The sequence below is a fragment of the Paenibacillus amylolyticus genome (assembly GCF_051136285.1).
GTDB lineage: Bacteria > Bacillota > Bacilli > Paenibacillales > Paenibacillaceae > Paenibacillus > Paenibacillus amylolyticus_F.
In genome coordinates this window covers 2,992,483-3,012,530 of sequence record NZ_CP194938.1, presented here as the reverse complement: position 1 = coordinate 3,012,530, position 20,048 = coordinate 2,992,483, and the positions used below count along the sequence as shown (strand labels likewise).

Annotated in this window: 12 protein-coding genes, 3 rRNA genes and 1 riboswitch; of the genes, 12 read left to right on the top strand and 3 right to left on the bottom strand. The window is 48.2% G+C overall.

Annotation, left to right across the window (positions count from 1 at the left end; all coding sequences use genetic code 11):
• The first annotated feature begins 523 nt into the window (after positions 1 to 523).
• The 4 genes from ACR8BL_RS13125 to ACR8BL_RS13110 all read left to right on the top strand — a co-directional run bounded on the left by ACR8BL_RS13125 (position 524) and on the right by ACR8BL_RS13110 (position 7,028).
• Positions 524 to 2,079, top strand: a 16S ribosomal RNA gene (locus ACR8BL_RS13125).
• 414 nt (positions 2,080 to 2,493) lie between these two features.
• Positions 2,494 to 5,541, top strand: a 23S ribosomal RNA gene (locus ACR8BL_RS13120).
• A 95-nt stretch (positions 5,542 to 5,636) separates the two neighbouring features.
• A 5S ribosomal RNA gene (gene rrf, locus ACR8BL_RS13115) occupies positions 5,637 to 5,753 on the top strand.
• The 16S, 23S and 5S rRNA genes sit together here, the layout of an rRNA operon.
• Positions 5,754 to 6,029: 276 nt before the next feature.
• Positions 6,030 to 7,028, top strand: a complete 999-nt coding sequence (locus ACR8BL_RS13110) for a ketoacyl-ACP synthase III (protein WP_434748082.1) — start codon at positions 6,030 to 6,032, stop codon at positions 7,026 to 7,028.
• Positions 7,029 to 7,300: 272 nt separating this feature from the next.
• Here the strand turns inward: ACR8BL_RS13110 and ACR8BL_RS13105 are convergent, their stop codons facing one another.
• Positions 7,301 to 8,557 (bottom strand): S-layer homology domain-containing protein, encoded by a 1,257-nt coding sequence (locus ACR8BL_RS13105; RefSeq protein WP_434748081.1) that lies wholly within the window; start codon positions 8,555 to 8,557, stop codon positions 7,301 to 7,303.
• A gap of 281 nt (positions 8,558 to 8,838) precedes the next feature.
• A complete protein-coding gene (locus tag ACR8BL_RS13100; protein ID WP_434748080.1) occupies positions 8,839 to 10,776 on the bottom strand; it encodes an amidase family protein in 1,938 nt (645 codons plus the stop codon).
• Positions 10,777 to 11,209: 433 nt separating this feature from the next.
• Between ACR8BL_RS13100 and ACR8BL_RS13095 the strand changes: the two genes are divergently transcribed.
• From ACR8BL_RS13095 to ACR8BL_RS13060, 8 genes are all read left to right on the top strand, one after another.
• Positions 11,210 to 13,339 carry a DNA topoisomerase III gene (locus tag ACR8BL_RS13095; protein ID WP_434748079.1) on the top strand — a complete coding sequence of 710 codons (2,130 nt, stop codon included), beginning with the start codon at positions 11,210 to 11,212 and terminating at the stop codon, positions 13,337 to 13,339.
• Between the two features lie 222 nt (positions 13,340 to 13,561).
• Positions 13,562 to 13,699, top strand: a complete 138-nt coding sequence (locus tag ACR8BL_RS13090) for a hypothetical protein (protein ID WP_434748078.1) — start codon at positions 13,562 to 13,564, stop codon at positions 13,697 to 13,699.
• 210 nt (positions 13,700 to 13,909) lie between these two features.
• On the top strand, positions 13,910 to 14,173 hold the full coding sequence (locus tag ACR8BL_RS13085; RefSeq protein ID WP_434748077.1) for a DUF1294 domain-containing protein: 264 nt from the start codon (positions 13,910 to 13,912) through the stop codon (positions 14,171 to 14,173).
• 159 nt (positions 14,174 to 14,332) lie between these two features.
• Positions 14,333 to 14,767, top strand: coding sequence for a universal stress protein (locus ACR8BL_RS13080; protein ID WP_434748076.1), 435 nt, complete (start codon positions 14,333 to 14,335; stop codon positions 14,765 to 14,767).
• Positions 14,768 to 15,076: 309 nt separating this feature from the next.
• Positions 15,077 to 15,178, top strand: a riboswitch (purine riboswitch).
• Between the two features lie 171 nt (positions 15,179 to 15,349).
• A complete protein-coding gene (purE, locus tag ACR8BL_RS13075) occupies positions 15,350 to 15,835 on the top strand; it encodes a 5-(carboxyamino)imidazole ribonucleotide mutase (protein WP_434748075.1) in 486 nt (161 codons plus the stop codon).
• Positions 15,832 to 17,037, top strand: a complete 1,206-nt coding sequence (gene purK / locus ACR8BL_RS13070; protein WP_434748074.1) for a 5-(carboxyamino)imidazole ribonucleotide synthase — start codon at positions 15,832 to 15,834, stop codon at positions 17,035 to 17,037. Before purE ends, purK begins: the two co-directional genes overlap by 4 nt.
• Positions 17,034 to 18,332 carry an adenylosuccinate lyase gene (purB, locus tag ACR8BL_RS13065; RefSeq protein WP_434748073.1) on the top strand — a complete coding sequence of 433 codons (1,299 nt, stop codon included), beginning with the start codon at positions 17,034 to 17,036 and terminating at the stop codon, positions 18,330 to 18,332. The genes purK and purB overlap by 4 nt, the downstream gene beginning before the upstream one ends.
• Positions 18,333 to 18,606: 274 nt before the next feature.
• Positions 18,607 to 19,479, top strand: a complete 873-nt coding sequence (locus ACR8BL_RS13060) for a phosphoribosylaminoimidazolesuccinocarboxamide synthase (protein ID WP_434748072.1) — start codon at positions 18,607 to 18,609, stop codon at positions 19,477 to 19,479.
• Positions 19,480 to 19,814: 335 nt separating this feature from the next.
• On the opposite strand, the gene ACR8BL_RS13055 is transcribed toward ACR8BL_RS13060, so the two are convergent.
• Positions 19,815 to 20,024 carry a hypothetical protein gene (locus tag ACR8BL_RS13055; protein WP_434748071.1) on the bottom strand — a complete coding sequence of 70 codons (210 nt, stop codon included), beginning with the start codon at positions 20,022 to 20,024 and terminating at the stop codon, positions 19,815 to 19,817.
• Positions 20,025 to 20,048: the final 24 nt, after the last annotated feature.

Below are 20,048 nucleotides of genomic sequence, written 5' to 3'. Positions count from 1 at the left end.
AAGCTTCCTCTTTTGGTTGAGTTTATTTGGTGGTATAGTATAAGATTTCTGAATAACGCTTACAATATGGATGCATTCGATTTAATATACCATTGATTGTTTATGTAGCAGTGAGGGCTAAAAGGTGGATATAAAAAAGCTTGCATTCTAAAAGTGTACATGATATATTATTAATCCGGCCAAGAAAACACAGTTTACACGGTGCGGCAAGCAAATGGAAAACAAGCTTCGAAAGAAACTTGAAAAAAGAGCTTGCAAAGTTGGTTCGGGCATGATAATATATAAGAGTTGCTGAAACGAACTGGTTTCGGTGGCGAGATAAGTTTGATCTTTGAAAACTGAACAACGAGTGAGTAAACATTCTGCTTGCAGAATGAACGCGAAAGTATGAGACAAGCCTTGGCTTGGATCGACTGGAGCACAAATGAGATTTTTAATCTCGTCAGATTCAAAATGAGCTTATCGCTCTTTTCAATACCCCGATGAGTTTGACAGCGTTTAACGACGCTGACCAAATTCATCTTCATTGGAGAGTTTGATCCTGGCTCAGGACGAACGCTGGCGGCATGCCTAATACATGCAAGTCGAGCGGACTTGAAGAGAAGCTTGCTTCTCGGACGGTTAGCGGCGGACGGGTGAGTAACACGTAGGCAACCTGCCCTCAAGCTTGGGACAACTACCGGAAACGGTAGCTAATACCGAATACTTGTTTTCTTCGCCTGAAGGAAACTGGAAAGACGGAGCAATCTGTCACTTGGGGATGGGCCTGCGGCGCATTAGCTAGTTGGTGAGGTAACGGCTCACCAAGGCGACGATGCGTAGCCGACCTGAGAGGGTGATCGGCCACACTGGGACTGAGACACGGCCCAGACTCCTACGGGAGGCAGCAGTAGGGAATCTTCCGCAATGGGCGAAAGCCTGACGGAGCAATGCCGCGTGAGTGATGAAGGTTTTCGGATCGTAAAGCTCTGTTGCCAGGGAAGAACGCTTGGGAGAGTAACTGCTCTCAAGGTGACGGTACCTGAGAAGAAAGCCCCGGCTAACTACGTGCCAGCAGCCGCGGTAATACGTAGGGGGCAAGCGTTGTCCGGAATTATTGGGCGTAAAGCGCGCGCAGGCGGTCATGTAAGTCTGGTGTTTAATCCCGGGGCTCAACCCCGGATCGCACTGGAAACTGCGTGACTTGAGTGCAGAAGAGGAGAGTGGAATTCCACGTGTAGCGGTGAAATGCGTAGATATGTGGAGGAACACCAGTGGCGAAGGCGACTCTCTGGGCTGTAACTGACGCTGAGGCGCGAAAGCGTGGGGAGCAAACAGGATTAGATACCCTGGTAGTCCACGCCGTAAACGATGAGTGCTAGGTGTTAGGGGTTTCGATACCCTTGGTGCCGAAGTTAACACATTAAGCACTCCGCCTGGGGAGTACGGTCGCAAGACTGAAACTCAAAGGAATTGACGGGGACCCGCACAAGCAGTGGAGTATGTGGTTTAATTCGAAGCAACGCGAAGAACCTTACCAGGTCTTGACATCCAACTAACGAAGCAGAGATGCATTAGGTGCCCTTCGGGGAAAGTTGAGACAGGTGGTGCATGGTTGTCGTCAGCTCGTGTCGTGAGATGTTGGGTTAAGTCCCGCAACGAGCGCAACCCTTATATTTAGTTGCCAGCACTTCGGGTGGGCACTCTAGATAGACTGCCGGTGACAAACCGGAGGAAGGTGGGGATGACGTCAAATCATCATGCCCCTTATGACCTGGGCTACACACGTACTACAATGGCCGGTACAACGGGCAGCGAAATCGCGAGATGGAGCCAATCCCAGCAAAGCCGGTCTCAGTTCGGATTGCAGGCTGCAACTCGCCTGCATGAAGTCGGAATTGCTAGTAATCGCGGATCAGCATGCCGCGGTGAATACGTTCCCGGGTCTTGTACACACCGCCCGTCACACCACGAGAGTTTATAACACCCGAAGTCGGTGGGGTAACCGCAAGGAGCCAGCCGCCGAAGGTGGGATAGATGATTGGGGTGAAGTCGTAACAAGGTAGCCGTATCGGAAGGTGCGGCTGGATCACCTCCTTTCTATGGAGAATCGTTTCCCGCGTGGAAACATTCAAAAAGTCTTCAGGAAGTATGCTTCCGAAGCGAGCTTTACTTCGTAAAGCTTTCAACTCACTCGTTGCTCAGTTTTGAGAGCTCAAACTCTCAAAACTTCTCGTTTATTCGACCGACACTTCTTGTGAACGGCCCGAATGAAACGATTTGTTCTTTGAAAACTAGATATCGAAACGAAACAAACGCGAATTAGAACATTCCTTTAAGGGATGAATGCTTGCTCGGTTCATGTAACCGAACAAGCATTCATCCTAGCTGATCTTGTGCAAACAAGTGAAGTGTTTTATAAGGTAGATTGCTGGAGCGAGTGATCGAAATGGAGCGACTTTTGGCTTTGCGCAAGCAAACCAAGCGGAGCGACAGCTCGAACACGAGCGTCATGGTTAAGCTACTAAGAGCACACGGAGGATGCCTAGGCGCTAGGAGCCGATGAAGGACGTGGCGAACAACGAAACTGCCTCGGGGAGCTGTAAGCAAGCTTTGATCCGGGGATGTCCGAATGGGGAAACCCAGCTGGGGTAATATCCAGTTACTCATAACTGAATACATAGGTTGTGCAGAGGCATACCAAGGGAACTGAAACATCTAAGTACCTTGAGGAAGAGAAAACAATAGTGATTCCGTCAGTAGCGGCGAGCGAACGCGGAGAAGCCCAAACCAAGGAGCTTGCTCTTTGGGGTTGTGGGACGTCTCACATGGAGTTACAAAGGAACCGGTTAAGCGAAGAGGTCTGGAAAGGCCCGCCAAAGAAGGTAAAAGCCCTGTAGTTGAAAGTTGGTTCCCTCCGAGACGGATCCCGAGTAGTGCGGGGCACGTGAAACCCCGTATGAATCCGGCAGGACCATCTGCCAAGGCTAAATACTTCCTAGCGACCGATAGTGAAGCAGTACCGTGAGGGAAAGGTGAAAAGCACCCCGGAAGGGGAGTGAAATAGAACCTGAAACCGTGTGCTTACAAAAAGTCAGAGCCCGTTTTAGGGGTGATGGCGTGCCTTTTGTAGAATGAACCGGCGAGTTACGTTCCCGTGCAAGGTTAAGGTGAAGAGCCGGAGCCGCAGCGAAAGCGAGTCTGAATAGGGCGCCATAGTACGTGGACGTAGACCCGAAACCGGGTGATCTACCCCTGTCCAGGGTGAAGGTGCGGTAACACGCACTGGAGGCCCGAACCCACGCATGTTGAAAAATGCGGGGATGAGGTGGGGGTAGCGGAGAAATTCCAATCGAACTCGGAGATAGCTGGTTCTCCCCGAAATAGCTTTAGGGCTAGCCTCGGAAAACAGAGTCGTGGAGGTAGAGCACTGATTGGGTGCGGGGCCCGCAAGGGTTACCAAGCTCAGTCAAACTCCGAATGCCATAGACTTACTTCCGGGAGTCAGACAGTGAGTGCTAAGATCCATTGTCAAAAGGGAAACAGCCCAGACCATCAGCTAAGGTCCCCAAGTGTGTGTTAAGTGGGAAAGGATGTGGAGTTGCACAGACAACCAGGATGTTGGCTTAGAAGCAGCCACCATTGAAAGAGTGCGTAATAGCTCACTGGTCGAGTGACTCTGCGCCGAAAATGTAACGGGGCTAAACACACCACCGAAGCTATGGCTTGGATCGACTTCACTGCTTCTTTGAGGCGGTGTTTACCACAAGGACATTTTTGTCAGACAAGGCTTATAATCTTGGAAGACCAAATGTTTCTCAGGGGATAAACACAGGACTTCGAAGCTGGAGTGAAGTCGATCCAGGGGTAGGGGAGCGTTGTATAAGGGTTGAAGGTGTACCGTAAGGAGCGCTGGACATTATACAAGTGAGAATGCCGGTATGAGTAACGAAAAGATCAGTGAGAATCTGATCCGCCGAAAGCCTAAGGGTTCCTGAGGAAGGTTCGTCCGCTCAGGGTAAGTCGGGACCTAAGGCGAGGCCGAAAGGCGTAGTCGAAGGACAACAGGTCGAAATTCCTGTACCACCGTAAATCGTTACGAGCAATGGGGGGACGCAGTAGGGTAGTGACGCGGACTGATGGATGTCCGTCTAAGCAGTAAGGCTGATGTGTAGGCAAATCCGCACATCGTAAGGCTGAGCTGTGATGGGGAGCGAAAATTACAGTAGCGAAGGTCATGATCTCACACTGCCAAGAAAAGCCTCTAGCCAGATGAAGGTGCCCGTACCGCAAACCGACACAGGTAGGCGAGAAGAGAATTCTAAGGCGCGCGGAAGAACTCTCGTTAAGGAACTCGGCAAAATGACCCCGTAACTTCGGGAGAAGGGGTGCCCCGGTAGTGTGAATAGCACGAGGGGGCCGCAGTGAAAAGGCCCAAGCGACTGTTTAGCAAAAACACAGGTCTGTGCGAAGCCGTAAGGCGAAGTATACGGGCTGACGCCTGCCCGGTGCTGGAAGGTTAAGGGGAGTGGTTAGGAGTAATCCGAAGCTGTGAACCGAAGCCCCAGTAAACGGCGGCCGTAACTATAACGGTCCTAAGGTAGCGAAATTCCTTGTCAGGTAAATTCTGACCCGCACGAATGGCGTAACGACTTGGGCGCTGTCTCAACGAGAGATCCGGTGAAATTTTAATACCTGTGAAGATGCAGGTTACCCGCGACAAGACGGAAAGACCCCATGGAGCTTTACTGCAGCTTGATATTGAATTTGGGTACGATCTGTACAGGATAGGTGGGAGCCTTAGAAGCATGAGCGCCAGCTTGTGTGGAGGCACCGTTGGGATACCACCCTGATCGTATCTAGGTTCTAACCTGGTGCCCTCATCGGGTACGGGGACAGTGTCAGGTGGGCAGTTTGACTGGGGCGGTCGCCTCCTAAAGAGTAACGGAGGCGCCCAAAGGTTCCCTCAGAATGGTTGGAAATCATTCGAAGAGTGCAAAGGCATAAGGGAGCTTGACTGCGAGACCTACAAGTCGAGCAGGGACGAAAGTCGGGCTTAGTGATCCGGTGGTACCGCATGGAAGGGCCATCGCTCAACGGATAAAAGCTACCCTGGGGATAACAGGCTTATCTCCCCCAAGAGTCCACATCGACGGGGAGGTTTGGCACCTCGATGTCGGCTCATCGCATCCTGGGGCTGAAGTAGGTCCCAAGGGTTGGGCTGTTCGCCCATTAAAGCGGTACGCGAGCTGGGTTCAGAACGTCGTGAGACAGTTCGGTCCCTATCTGTCGTGGGCGTAGGAAATTTGAGAGGAGCTGTCCTTAGTACGAGAGGACCGGGATGGACGTACCGCTGGTGTACCAGTTGTTCCGCCAGGAGCACCGCTGGGTAGCTATGTACGGACGGGATAAGCGCTGAAAGCATCTAAGCGTGAAGCCCCCCTCAAGATGAGATTTCCCAGTATGTAAGACCCCTTGAAGACGACGAGGTAGATAGGCTGGGGGTGGAAGTGCAGCAATGCATGGAGCTGACCAGTACTAATCGGTCGAGGGCTTATCCAATAGCACGTTTGAGTTTGCGTAAGTTTCGTTTCGAATCTAGTTTTCAGAGAACAACACTCTGATGAATGGAAGAAGCTATGCTTCGACCAATCGCGTTTGGTGGCGATGGCGGAGGGGTTCCACACGTACCCATCCCGAACACGACCGTTAAGCCCTCTAGCGCCGATGGTACTTGGACCGCAGGGTCCTGGGAGAGTAGGACGCCGCCAAGCAAATTAAAGACACACTTGATGAAAATCAGGTGTGTCTTTTTGTTATGTTTGAGTAAATAAATGTACCTAAGAACAACGCACAGTATTGTCAAAGGCTATAGGAGGTAGTTGTTCTTTTTGTATATTATTTCGATCAGTACTAACCTCTACAAAGACAGGGTTATATAAAGTTTGGATAATAGGAATGATAGAGATTTAAAAAGACAAAAATAATTAGTACCAAGTACTAAGACTTAGTGCTATAATAATAAAAAAACAAATGAGGTGATCTCAGCTATGAATCATCAATCTAAATCAACAATAACAGCCATGGGTACGTATGTACCGGATCGAATATTAAGCAATGCAGATTTGGAGAAATTGGTCGATACAAGCGACGAATGGATTGTGCAGCGAACAGGAATGAGAGAACGCCGGATTGCAGCAGAGCATGAATTTGTATCGGATTTAGCCACGAAAGCCGTGGAAGATATGGTACGTCGTTACGAGGTGAATATCACCGATGTAGATATGATTCTTTTTGCAACAAGTACGCCTGAGTATGCTTTCCCAAGTTCGGCTTCACGAGTACAGGCGAATCTGGGCATTCCCCATACAGGAGTGCTTGATCTGAACGCGGCTTGTGCGGGCTTCGCATACGGGATGCAGCTTGCAGATAGTCTGGTGACCAGTGGTATGTATAAGAAGGTACTTGTCATCGGGGCAGAGACATTATCTAAAATAACAGATTATACTGATCGTACAACTTGTGTGTTGTTTGGAGATGGAGCAGGTGCCTTTTTAGTGGAGCGTACTTCTGGTCAGGGTGACTTCAAATCTTTCGTTTCTGGGACACAAGGAGAAGGCGGGAGGCACTTATACAAAAGCGGACTATCTACGGAGATGAATGGTCAGCCCTTGAATGCCGAAGGCACTTTGGTGCAAAACGGAAGAGAGGTTTACAAGTGGGCAATCCGCATGGTTCCAGAGCAACTTGCTGAACTTATTACGAGAGCTGGAATGTTACCTGAGCAGATTGATTGGTTTGTCCCGCATAGTGCCAACATGCGTATGATTGAAGCGATGTGTGAGCGCGGGCCTATTCCGATGGAACGTACATTAACAAGTGTGGAATATCGGGGGAATACCTCTGCTGCCTCCATTCCGCTTGCATTGCAAATTGCAGTGGATGAAGGGAAGCTAAAATACGGACAGAACGTTGCGCTGTTTGGTTTTGGTGGTGGACTGACGTACTCAGGTCTGGTTGTTCAATGGGGCGTGCCAGATAGGGCATAAATGTAAGTACCAATGTATTTAATAAATCAGACTTCAGCCCAGTCTTCATAGCTAGCAAAGAAGGAAGAAAAAAAGGAGCTGTCCCAAAAGTCATGTTATGATTTTTCAGCCCCCACTTTAGACAGGAGTTCAAGCAAGAGAGAAGCCTTCAAACCCACTTTAGCGGTGGTTTTGAAGGCTTTTCCGTTCAACGTTTGGGACTGGCTTATCCGTCGGTACCCTTTTGGGACAACTCCTTCTATTTATTATTCTCCAACTAATATTCCCCAACGTTACTGTTCGAAGTCTCCATCACCTTCATCTTCCCAAAACGTATTAAACACATTAAAATCAGTCCATTTGCCCGAGAAATAAAAAAACAAATCTAATTTTTCAAAAAAATCAGGCCCTTCCATTTCTCCCTGATCTACAATAGGTTTGCCTGTCCTGCGTAAAATAGGATATACCTCTGCATAATCTGCACCATCAAATGCGATCATTATAGGTGCATCGAGTACGCTCAAACGTTCATAAGGGTAGGTTATACTTTCACCGTTCACAATGACTTTCAGATCAACCGGTTCTGTTGCGCTGATCGCCAGATAGGCAGTAGAAACGTTATCCATACTAATAAGTGCCACGTTATCTGATATCAGACTACCTAAAGAAGAATCTCTATAAACGTACTCGCGGGATAACTCTCTGGGAATCAGTTCATCTTTGGTTGGCTGATGTTTATAACCTTTCCCGCCATAAAAGTTATAGATGCGTTGCAGGATAACCACGGTTTCCGCTAAGGTTACCTTTTGGTTCGGATAAAACTTTCCTTTAGCGTCACGTTTCATGATGCCTGCTTTGGAGAAGCCAAGCAAGGCTACCGTTTTAACACTATCAAGATCGGAGCCAAGATATGCATTCTGTTTTTTTTCTTTAACAATACCTAACTCGGGAGCGAGTGGTTGATAAGCATATTTCCATTTGTCATATGTTTCATGAGAAGAGAATGTTCTTTTCGGGATATCCATGAATGATTTTACTTTAGTTATGATTTCTTTGGTGTCCATTTCGTCCAGGCTATAACCGATATCAGGAAAGAGTGCATTCAGGGCAATCAACAAATCCCAGCGAGACAATTCTTTAGTGGGTCGGTAAGTAAACGTATGGTTGTTATAATTAATCAGATCTGCTGCTGCGATCATGCCAGAGGGATTGCTCGGAATGCTTCCGTACACATCTCTAAAAATAGAATAATACGTACTTCCTTCGGGTACACCTGGAATTTCGATTTTTTTGTCTTGTTCAACACGAAACTCCTTGAATAAGGTATGTATCATTTGGGTTAATTCGGCTTTGGATACCGTCTGATTTAGACGATCTGCTTCCTGTTCAAAGCTTTGCATGACATCGTGAGAAGCCATAAATTGTACAGCGGGCTTGGCCCACTTGTATTTCTTGGCATTTGAAGTCGTGGCAGCACTGACCGTTGATGTGGCAAAAAGGGAGAAACTGAGCACGGCAATAAGCAGTACATGCCATTTTGAATAATTCATCAAAGACCTCCTGTATGGTTTGGTTCAAGCTATGTTTCTATGATAGACGTTCTCTTACATATTGTAGACGACAAATTAGGATTAGGGCAATTTAAAAAAACACCCCGCTTCACAGAACTGTGAATGGGGTGCACGTGTAATGAAAACCGTTTAATAAAGGGTGTGTGTTGAGTTTAGTCTATAGGAGATCTTGTCTTGATTGAAGAAGATTTCTCCTGGAATTGGTCATCGACAAAAGAAGTAAGAGTGCTCTTGCTCATATATCATGAGTCATCAATACATTAGGGTGTAAACTTTGGTGCTTGGCGATGGTGTGTACCTTGTTCGTAGCTGTAAGCCAGCTTGATCAGTGTGCCTTCGTCAAAGGCGCGGCCCAGGAATTCCATACCTACTGGTAAGCCGTCCGTTGTAAAGCCAGCCGGTACGGTAATAGACGGAAAGCCGGAGAATGGACTTAGACGATTGTTGGCACCAGAGGTTTGACCTTTGCCGATCACGCCAGCAGCTTGTGTTGATGTTGGATAGATAATCGCATCCAGATGGTTGTCGGCCATCACTTTCAGTAAGGAATCACGAGTGATTTGGGTACGTTTCAGTACGATATCTTTATATTCCGATGTTTCCAGCGTGTCACGCGCGTCACGAGCTTTCATGGCTTGCTCTTGGGTTTTATCAAACTGACCGGATGCGATGATCTCGGATAAGCTATGATAGGGTGCTTTGTCTCCCAGAGAATCCAGATAGTTATTCAATTGGAATTTGAATTCATAGCCACTGAGGCTAGGATATTTATTAATCTCGGCAAAGTTTGGAATGGAGATCGGTACAGCGGTTGCGCCAAGGGCGGTAAGTTCTTCAACAGCTGCGTTGATGACGTCAGCAACGGCTTTTTCTTCCGCTTTGGTGCTAGGAACAAGTTCGGGAGCTACTCCAATTCGGGCACCTTTAAGTCCGTTTACATCAAGGAAGTCTGTGTAACTCGATGGAATCTTGCCTACGGCGTAAGCAGTGGCAACATCCTTTTTGTCATAACCAACGGTAGCATCGAGCATGATAGCTGCATCACTTACGGTACGAGCCATCGGTCCGCCAACGTCTTGCGTAAGCGCCAGCGGAATGATACCTTCACGACTGGACAGTCCAATGGTTGGACGAATGCCTACAAGGCTGTTAAAGCTGGACGGTATGCGGATGGAGCCGCCCGTATCAGTGCCCATACCGGCAGCTGCAAAGTTTGCAGCGATGGCGGCACCTGTTCCGCCACTAGAGCCGCCTGGATAATGGTCAAGAGCGTAGGGATTCAGCGTTTGTCCTCCAAGTGAGCTGGACGTAGTGATGCCGAAAGCGAACTCATGCAAGTTGGTTTTGCCCAAAATAATCGCTCCCGCTGCCTTCAGCTTCTTCACTTGTTCTGCATCATGAGCCGGGATGGAATCCTTCAGGCAGATACAGCCAGCCGTTGTTGGCATGCCTTGGGTATCAAAATTATCTTTCACCAGAATCGGAATCCCGTGAAGCGGACCGCGAATTCCCTGAGCCGCGCGCTCTTCATCTAGCTGTTCCGCAATTTTAAGGGCATCCGGATTCAGATTCAGAACAGCGTTGATACTTACACCTTGGTCATCGTATTTGGCGATACGATCCAGATATTGCTGCACCAGCTCTTTCGATGTCAGCTTGCCTTGTGCCATAGCAGTCTGCATATCCATAATCGTAGCTTCTTCGAGCACAAAAGGTTTTATGTAGTTATAGATGCGATCTTTCAGAACAGAGACATCGTTCGTTGTGAGCACAGCGTTAGGCAAGAAAAGAGAGTCTGTATAGCCCTTCATCAGTCCAGCGGCATTCAGGGCACCGACGGCGCTGGCATACTCGGACTGATTCGGCACATCCTGAAAGGATTCCGGAGCAGCGTCCAGCTTGAGCCATTGCTGCAAGGCGAGTGCAGCATCTTTGCGTGATAGTGTCGCACCGGAGGGCTTGTCCATGGTAAAAGGTACACCTGCAAGTGTAGCGGCTTCTTCCATGGCCTGAACGAAGGTTGCGGCACTTACCGGCACTTTCCCTGCAAGGGTGGCGGCGGTAGAGGTTTGACTTGAAGGAGTTGCTGCGGCGGCGAAAGCCGGAGGTACAGCAGTTCCTCCCCACGTTGCGGCAACTATAGTTCCCGCCAGTAATAAGGCCCCGCCTTTTTTCAATACAGATCCATGATAAGTCATGCATCCACGCTCCCTTCCTGTGTCTAAGATGATGTGTTTGGTAGCATTCTGTTGTATATGCTTTTGCACATCTTATATTTATGTTAGGTAATCTTACAACCCTAGTATTTTTTCAAAAAAACGCATACATATTGGTTTTAGGTTTGTATATCTCATATTTTCTCTTCATACCTTTGAAGTGAAGTGCATTTTTTTTCTTGAAAATTGAAAAAGTTAAGTGTTATATTACACATACATTACATTTATATGACATTGTTGTTGGATGATGAGGTAACTGTTTTGCTAATAAGAGGTACAGTGGAAACCCTGTCCGAATATCTACTAGTGGAAAACAAGATCCCGGTTGAAATGATATAATGGAAAGATGGAAAGATCCACAGACAGATCGTTGTCGCAGATCATTAGCGTTAGGATAGAAAGGAAGAGATACGAAGTGAAGACATTGGTACTCGCAGAGAAGCCATCTGTAGCAAGGGAAATTGCTCGAGTAATGGGTGCGCGTGATAAACATAAAAGTTACATGGAAGGCCCGAAATACATTGTAACCTGGGCGCTGGGACATCTGGTGGGCCTGGCTGAACCGGAGGATTACGACAAGAAATATGCCACCTGGAATCTGGAGGATCTACCGATCTTGCCAGAGCGGACGAAGCTGAAGGTGCTCAAAGAGACAAATCACCAGTACAAAGCAGTACAGCAACTCATGAAACGTCAGGATGTAAGCGAGCTTATCATTGCAACCGATGCGGCTCGTGAAGGAGAGCTTCTTGCAAGGTGGATTATGCAGATGGCACAGTGGAAGAAACCGTTCAAACGCCTGTGGATCTCATCTCAGACGGATAAAGCGATCAAGGATGGATTTGCCTCGCTTAAGCCAGGCAGTCAGTTCGACCGACTCTATGAATCTGCACGCTGCCGCGCAGAAGCAGACTGGATGATTGGACTTAATGTGACGCGTGCATTAACCGTAAGGTTCAATGCTCAATTGTCGGCTGGACGTGTACAGACCCCAACCTTGGGCATGATTATGGATCGGGAAAATGAAATTAATGGCTTCCGCTCACAGGAATATGAGACGTTAACCGCGGATTTTGGAGATTTTCAGGCTGTATGGCGGGCAACTGGCGGGGATTCGAGAGTTTTTGATAAACAGGATATGCAGCAATTGAAAGATCGAGTGGATGGACGCAAAGGCACGATTGCTCAGGTGAAAAAAAGTGAGAAAGTCGAGCCGCATCCGCTGGCGTATGACCTTACGGAGTTGCAGCGTGACGCGAACCGTAAACACGGGTTCTCCGCCAAACAGACATCTAACGTATTGCAACGTCTGTATGAACAGCACAAGCTGGTTACTTATCCACGTACAGATAGCCGGTATCTGACTTCCGACATGACTGGAACGCTGAAAGAGCGATTAGAGAGTGTAGCTATTGGCCCGTATGCGTCTCTTGCACGCCCTTTGCTGCGCAAAAATCTGAACATCACAAAGCGGATTGTGGATGACAGTAAAGTCACGGATCACCATGCCATTATTCCAACTGAGCAGACAGTGTTGCTTAATCAGCTGAGCCCGGAGGAACGTAAGTTATATGATCTTATTGTTCGCCGGTTCATCAGTTTGTTCTACCCAGCGGCTAGGTACGATTCCGTAGCTGTTACGGTACAGGTTGGGAAGGATTCCTTCCATGTGAAGGGCACAACGGTAAAGGACAGTGGCTGGCGTGAAGTTTACGGCGGTGATTACACCGACGAAGACGATGAGCGTGAGGATGACGGGGGCGGTCAGGACCGCGTGCTTCTGCCCGATGTACAGCAAGGGCAATCTGTAACTCTTCAGCGCTGCCATATCAAGAGTGGGCGTACGATGCCGCCGAAGCGCTATACGGAAGCGGCTTTGTTATCCCAGATGGAAAAGCATGGACTTGGTACTCCAGCAACACGTGCGGATATCATTGAAAAACTGGTCAGTTCCGATACGATCGATCGTCAAGGCAATAGCATGCATCCTACTGGCAAAGGTAAACAGCTGATCGAACTTGCTGCACCGCAGCTGCGTACACCGGAACTGACGGCTCGTTGGGAGGCCGAGCTGGAGCGGATTGCGCGTGGACAGGGTAAACCTGGCCCATTTCTGGATGGTATTCGTTCTATGGCAAAGGAACTGGTGTCTACCGTAAAAAGCAGCAAAGCAGAGTACAAACCACATAATGTAACCAACAGCCATTGTCCGGACTGTAACGCAAAGCTGCTTGAGAAAAAGGGGAAGAAAGGCAAGTTCCTTGTATGTCCTACGGAGGATTGCGGTTATCGCCGTTCCAATGAGAAGAGGTTATCGAACCGTCGCTGCGCGCAGTGTCACAAAAAGATGGAGATCAAGGAAGGCAAAGCAGGGTTATATGTTCAGTGCCTGCCGTGTGGAATTACAGAAACGCTGGACAAGGACAAACAGCATGTGAACAAACGCGAGCAACAAAAACTGGTGAAGCAATATGCCAAGCAGGAGTCCATCGGCTCCAACCTGGGAGATTTGCTGAAGGCAGCTATGGAGAAACAAGGGAAATAAGATTACTGCAGTATAGCGTAATTATAGGGCATCCGCGTGCACAGCCTGTTGTGCTGGAGCGGCATCCACTGGCAATCGCTGAACCAAACCTGTACGGAGCGTTATACCATCCTTAACCATGGCAGAAATACCTAGACATATGCTGCAAGCCCGGATATAACTACCTCCTTCGTATAAGATGTTTCGTTTTCAGGCAACGTAAGCGGAGGAGGTGAGCCTCAGATGCCACATAACAAACCTGAAAAACGCCATAATCAGCAGAACAAGGACAGTATTCGTGAAGAGAGTATTGCGATAAGCCCAGAAAAAGCAGCCAAGCGGGTACCAAGCCTGAACGGTATTCCGAAACAGGAGTCCTAGACTTCGTTGGAATAGATAGTATTAAGTAAGTGGCCGAAGGCGTGAGTAGTTAGAGCTTTGGTCTATCATCGGGTGTTATCAGAGTATGATTCAGCTTGTATATTGGGTGTGAAACTAATGCGGTTCTCTGCCCGCGTTGATCATCTGCCTGCCTTGGGATTATAATGGAGACAGGGAGATGTCCCGGGATAGGGGGACCGCTAAACGCATATGCAGACTGGACTTATCGTATGGTTTATATTTATTAATGTAGTCGCATATCTGGTCATGTCCGATGACAAGAGACGTGCACAGCAGAGGCGGGATCGGACGCCTGAACGAACGTTATTTTTACTGGCCTTTATCGGTGGTGCACTAGGTGTCTGGATTGCGATGTATCGGAAAAGGCATAAGACGAAACATGCCAGCTTTACGGTGGGCATTCCGTTGCTCGTGTTCCTGAATGCAGTGATGTATGGTTACTTTTTGCAATAAGTATTCATTCAACCATATGTAATTATTTTCTTAATGAATGGTTCATCTTAACCTGTGAAGGTTTAAGAAGTTACATGGTTCCAGGCTCTGTAAGAGATTTAGATGTCATACTGAGGCTTGTGCCGGGTTCTACATATATAAGGAAGGGACGGGATTTACATGTTATTTTCCAAAATCTTAGTAGCTTATGATGGGTCAAAAGCTTCAAATAAAGCGCTGGATCGTGCAATCGAGTTTGCCAAGGCGTCACCGGGGGCTGTGCTGGATGTGATTCATGCGTTTGATTTCCCACGTGTGTTTATCGGGGAAGGTCTGGCACCGCTGCCGCCTTCACTCAACAATGATTACTATAATCTGGCTGTGCAAACGACGGATGAGGCCAAAGAACGGATTCAAGCTGCTGGTGTTACGGCAAACGTTGATTTGATTCAAGGGGCTGCAGCTGAAGTACTTCTGGACTATGCCAAAGAAAACGGGTCGGATATCATTGTTATTGGTTCCCGCGGACTAGGCGGAATCCGTGAATTCGTGCTGGGCAGTGTCAGCCACAATGTAGTACAGCATGCACAAGTTCCTGTATTGATAGTAAAATGATCTTGAAATAATGGGAATGTACTCCGTTCCTGTGTGAAACAAGCCGGCTGTCTTCGAGAAATTGAAGAGGAGCCGGCTTTCTTTTTTCATTTTGCTGTAACAGGACAGGTTATTGCAAATGAATTTGGGAGTTTATTGTATTACACTGCACTGATTCCCGAACATTATATTTGTCAATATGTTAAATGTTCGTCTTTAAGTTGACATACGCTGTAGGGGATTGTTAGAATGTTAGATGTGTCGATCAGGTTAAAATAAGGTCGAGTAGGAACGAAAGATGTATGATTATGGAATAATGTGAACGAAAGATTTGGTGAATAGATATTTGCTCGTATAACGCCGGGAATAGGGCCCGGAAGTATCTACCCGGAAACCGTAAATTTCCGGACTACGAGGAGATACGGCTGAGAGTCGCATGGATGAATGCGGACAGCAAGCCCCCTTTGGCATGCCCAAATGAGGGATACGTATTTCTTGGAGTCCGGTGTCCGAAGAAAATGTGATGTTTTCGCGGGTAGCGGACTTTTTCGTTTTGTTACGCACATTGGTTCTAAAATGCTCAGATGGGAGTGGGATGTATTCATGTCAGTGCAAGTTGCTGTAATTATGGGCAGTAAGTCAGATTGGGAAACGATGAAACATGCGTGCGAGGTGCTGGACGAGCTGGAGATTGCTTATGAAAAAAAAGTCGTCTCTGCCCATCGCACACCGGATTTGATGTTTGAATATGCAGAGCAGGCGATTGACCGCGGATTCAAGGTCATCATCGCAGGTGCAGGCGGAGCGGCACATCTTCCAGGTATGGTAGCAGCCAAAACGATGCTTCCAGTCATCGGTGTTCCGGTTCAATCCAAAGCATTGAACGGTCTCGATTCCTTGCTGTCCATTGTGCAGATGCCTGGCGGCATTCCGGTAGCAACGGTTGCGATTGGCAAAGCGGGGGCGACCAATGCAGGCCTGCTCGCGGCGCAGATCATTGGCACATTTGACCCGGAGGTGCAGCGTCGCTCCGAAGTTCGCAGAGAACGGATTAAACAAGAAGTACTGGAAAGCAGTGATGAGCTATGAGTAACGAGGCAACTAGACAGGATATGGGAACAGGGCAAGAACAGCCTGTCTTATTACCTGGACATACAACAATCGGTATTCTTGGCGGCGGACAGCTCGGACGGATGATGACGCTAGCCGGAACGGCGATGGGGTATCGATTCGTGACTCTTGATCCAACACCGGATTCACCTTGTGGTCAGATTGCGAAGCAGATTGAAGCTGGATACGATGATGTACAGGCAGCAAGAGAACTCGCGCGGCAATGCGATGTCATTACGTATGAGTTCGAAAATGTGGATGCAGAGGTGGCAGCATTACTTGAGCGTGAGTCCTCTGTACCGCAAGGCAGCACTCTTTTATATACAACCCAGCATCGTCTGCGTGAGAAACGTGCAATTGAGGCGGCAGGGGTAAGGGTTGCTCCATACCGCGAGATTACAAGTCTGGATACGATGACTGCTGCGGTGAGTGAACTTGGTGTTCCTTGTGTGCTCAAAACGGTGACTGGTGGATATGACGGAAAAGGGCAGCGAGTCATTCGCGCGGCAGCAGATGCTAAAGCGGCGTATGAAGAACTTGCGGTGACAGGCGCAGAGCTGGTGCTGGAGCAATTCATCAAGTTTGAATGCGAGATATCAGTCATTGTTGCTCGCAGTACCCATGGAGAGATCAAAACGTTCCCGCCTGCGGAGAACATTCATGTGAATAATATTTTACATGCCTCCATCGTTCCGGCTCGTGTGGCCACGGACATTCAGCTTGAAGCACAGAAGCTGGCAGCTGCGGTGGCGGAATCCATGGGAGCTGTTGGATTGCTGGCCGTGGAATTGTTCGTAGCTGCTGACGGAAGACTGTATGTGAACGAGCTGGCTCCGAGACCGCATAATTCGGGACATTACACAATGGAAGCCTGCGCCACTTCACAGTTTGAGCAGCATATTCGTGCCATCTGCGGATTACCGCTGGGAGATACTACGCTACTGAGCCCGGTTGTTATGGTCAATGTGCTTGGAGAACACCTCGAAGGCATCATCGCGAGAACAGGGAAACCTGATTCAGAAGCGATGGAACTCGGTATCATTCCCAAGCTTCATATATATGGCAAGAGTGAGGCGAAGACCGGACGGAAGATGGGGCATGTGAATCTGCTCTGTCAGGACACCGAAGAAGGATTGCAATGGATTGAACAAACGAACCTATGGAGGCATACAAATTCATGATTGAACGTTATAGCAGACCCGAAATGAGAGCCATTTGGACAGAAGAGAACAAATTCCAATCGTGGTTGGAAGTTGAAATTTGCGCATGTGAGGCTTGGGCAGAACTTGGAGTCATCCCGAAAGAAGAAGCAGCTTTGCTTCGCCAGAACGCTTCTTTTGATATTGATCGCATTTATGAGATTGAACAGGAAACACGCCATGATGTAATCGCGTTCACACGTACCGTATCCGAGAGCCTGGGTGCAGAGCGGAAATGGGTTCACTACGGCCTGACTTCCACGGACGTGGTTGATACGGCACTGGGGTATGTACTGCGTCAAGCGAACGAAATTCTGGAAAAAGACATCGTGAATTTCATTGAAATTTTACGTGAAAAAGCACTTGCTTACCAACATACACCTATGATGGGACGTACACATGGTGTGCACGCAGAGCCAACGACTTTCGGATTGAAAATGGCCTTGTGGCATGAAGAAATGAAGCGTAACCTGGAGCGTTTCCGCCATGCGGCTGATGGCGTACAATACGGTAAAATCTCCGGTGCAGTTGGAACATATGCCAACATTGATCCATTTGTTGAAGAGTTTGTTTGCGAGAAGCTGGGTACCAAGCCGGCACCAATCTCGACGCAAACGTTACAACGTGACCGCCACGCCGAGTATATGGCAACGCTGGCTCTGATTGCGACGTCTTTGGACAAGTTTGCTACAGAAGTACGGGCACTGCAGAAGAGTGAATTCCGTGAAGTGGAAGAAGCTTTTGCAAAAGGCCAAAAAGGATCTTCCGCGATGCCACACAAACGCAACCCGATTGGCAGTGAAAACATCTCTGGTCTGTCCCGTGTCATTCGCGGACACATGGTATCAGCATATGAAAACGTAACGTTGTGGCATGAGCGCGACATCTCGCACTCTTCCGTAGAACGTATCATCCTGCCGGATGCTACGATGCTGCTGAATTACATGCTGAATCGTTTTGGCAACATTGTGAAGAACCTGACTGTATTCCCGGAAAACATGAAACGTAACATGGAGCGCACCTTCGGTGTACCATTCTCCGGTCGTATTATGACGAAGCTGATCGATAAAGGCTTCAGCCGTGAGCAAGCGTACGATACGGTTCAACCGCGTGCCATGCAGGCATGGGAAGAACAACGTCAGTTCCAGGACATCGTGAAGTCCACACCGGAAATTACAGCCGTGCTGAGCGAAGAGGAAATTGCAGATGCATTTAACCCGTCCTGGCACCTGAAGCACGTCGATACGATTTTCAAAAAACTCGGCTTGAACGACTAATATATATCCCTTATTAGGCTAGAGAAACGAAGGATGGGCTAGCAGAGAACGCAGAGGACAGAAATAAGCTGAAGAAGCGAAGCGCTCGCCTAAAAGCTTTCTGAAAGAAAGCTGCATCGGAAGCATACGCTTATCCCCCGGATTTTCACTTCGGAAAAGTGGATTGGAAAAATCTGGGGATAACAGCGATCGGAAGATTGTTCTGTCATCGGAGTGGAGTCCGCACCATCAGGATTCGTTCTTAGCCTTACATCTCCTGAAAGAAGGTGACCCCATGGCACTGTCCACGGCGGCAGATATTGTTAAAGCACCTCTGTTATACAAAGGAAAAGTACGTGAGCTGTATGATCTGGGTGAGCATTTTCTTATTGTAGTAACAGATCGAATCTCAGCGTTTGATTACGTGCTCGACCCGGCAGTTCCGGAGAAAGGCAATGTGCTGAATCAACTCAGTAGCTTCTGGTTTGAACTTACAGGCAGGATGATGGACAACCACTTAGTTCATACCGATGTGAATCAGCTGGGAGACCTTATCACAGATCCTGAATTGCTCAAAAACCGTATCATGGTAACACGCAAGGCAGAGCGCATTGATATCGAATGTGTGGTGCGTGGATATATCACTGGTGGTGGCTGGAGACAGTATGAGACAACCGGGGAAGTGAATGGCATCAAACTGCCGGAGGGCCTACGCAAAAACGCCAAGCTGGAAGGGCCAATCTTCACACCGGCCGCCAAAAATGATGTTGGTCATGACGAGGACATCCCGATGGAGCGTATGAAAGAACTTGTTGGTGATGCTCTGGCCATCGAACTTCAAGAGAAAAGCTTGCGCCTGTATGAGTTCGCTCGTGATTATTGTGATCAGCGCGGTATCATTCTTGCAGACTGCAAATTCGAGTTTGGTATCGTGGACGGCAAAGTGATCTTGATTGATGAAATTTTCACCCCGGATGCTTCCCGCTTCTGGGCAAAAGAAAACTATGCACTCGATATCGAGATCGACAGCATGGATAAAGAGCCTGTCCGTACCTATCTTGCGGGCACCGATTGGGACAAGAACAGCAAGCCCGATCCGCTTCCAAAAGAGGTTGTGGAAGCGACCACTGCCAGATACGTCGATATTTATAAACGTTTAACGAAATAATAAGTGGATCGTTTGAGCGCGGGCTACAGGAAAGTTTGGCTTTCGATCGCTGTTGCCCCCGGAATGTTTGGATTCGTATCCTTTTTGCAAAAGGACACATTCCGGTTGCAAAGGCGAACGCTTTGCTTCTCCAGCTCAAATCTTTCCCTCCGCCAGTGTTCAAACTGGTGGATGAGGCAATTAGGGCGCAGGCTTCATCTAGTATGAAGCCTGAAGAGATGCAACTGAAAGACTGAAAATCAATGTTGCTCAAATGACTTTAAGATCTGTCAACCTATGCGATAACTATGGATAAGTTTAAGTTTTACCGTTGCCAACTGTGCAACGCAAAGGGTTTAGGCGTTTAAAAAAAATATTGCCGCAGGATCAAGCGTAGAGGTGGAATGGTTCACGAAGGAGCGAAGCGTCCGCCTTTGTTCCCGGGTTTTGACCGCAGCGCGGGCCAAAAACGAATCAGAAAAACCTGGGAACAACAAGCGGCCGGAGGAACCATCCACATCGAAGCGAGCGTCCCAAGGCCACGCATTCACTTTTTTTAACAGCATAAAGCATTTATCCCGTTTATTACT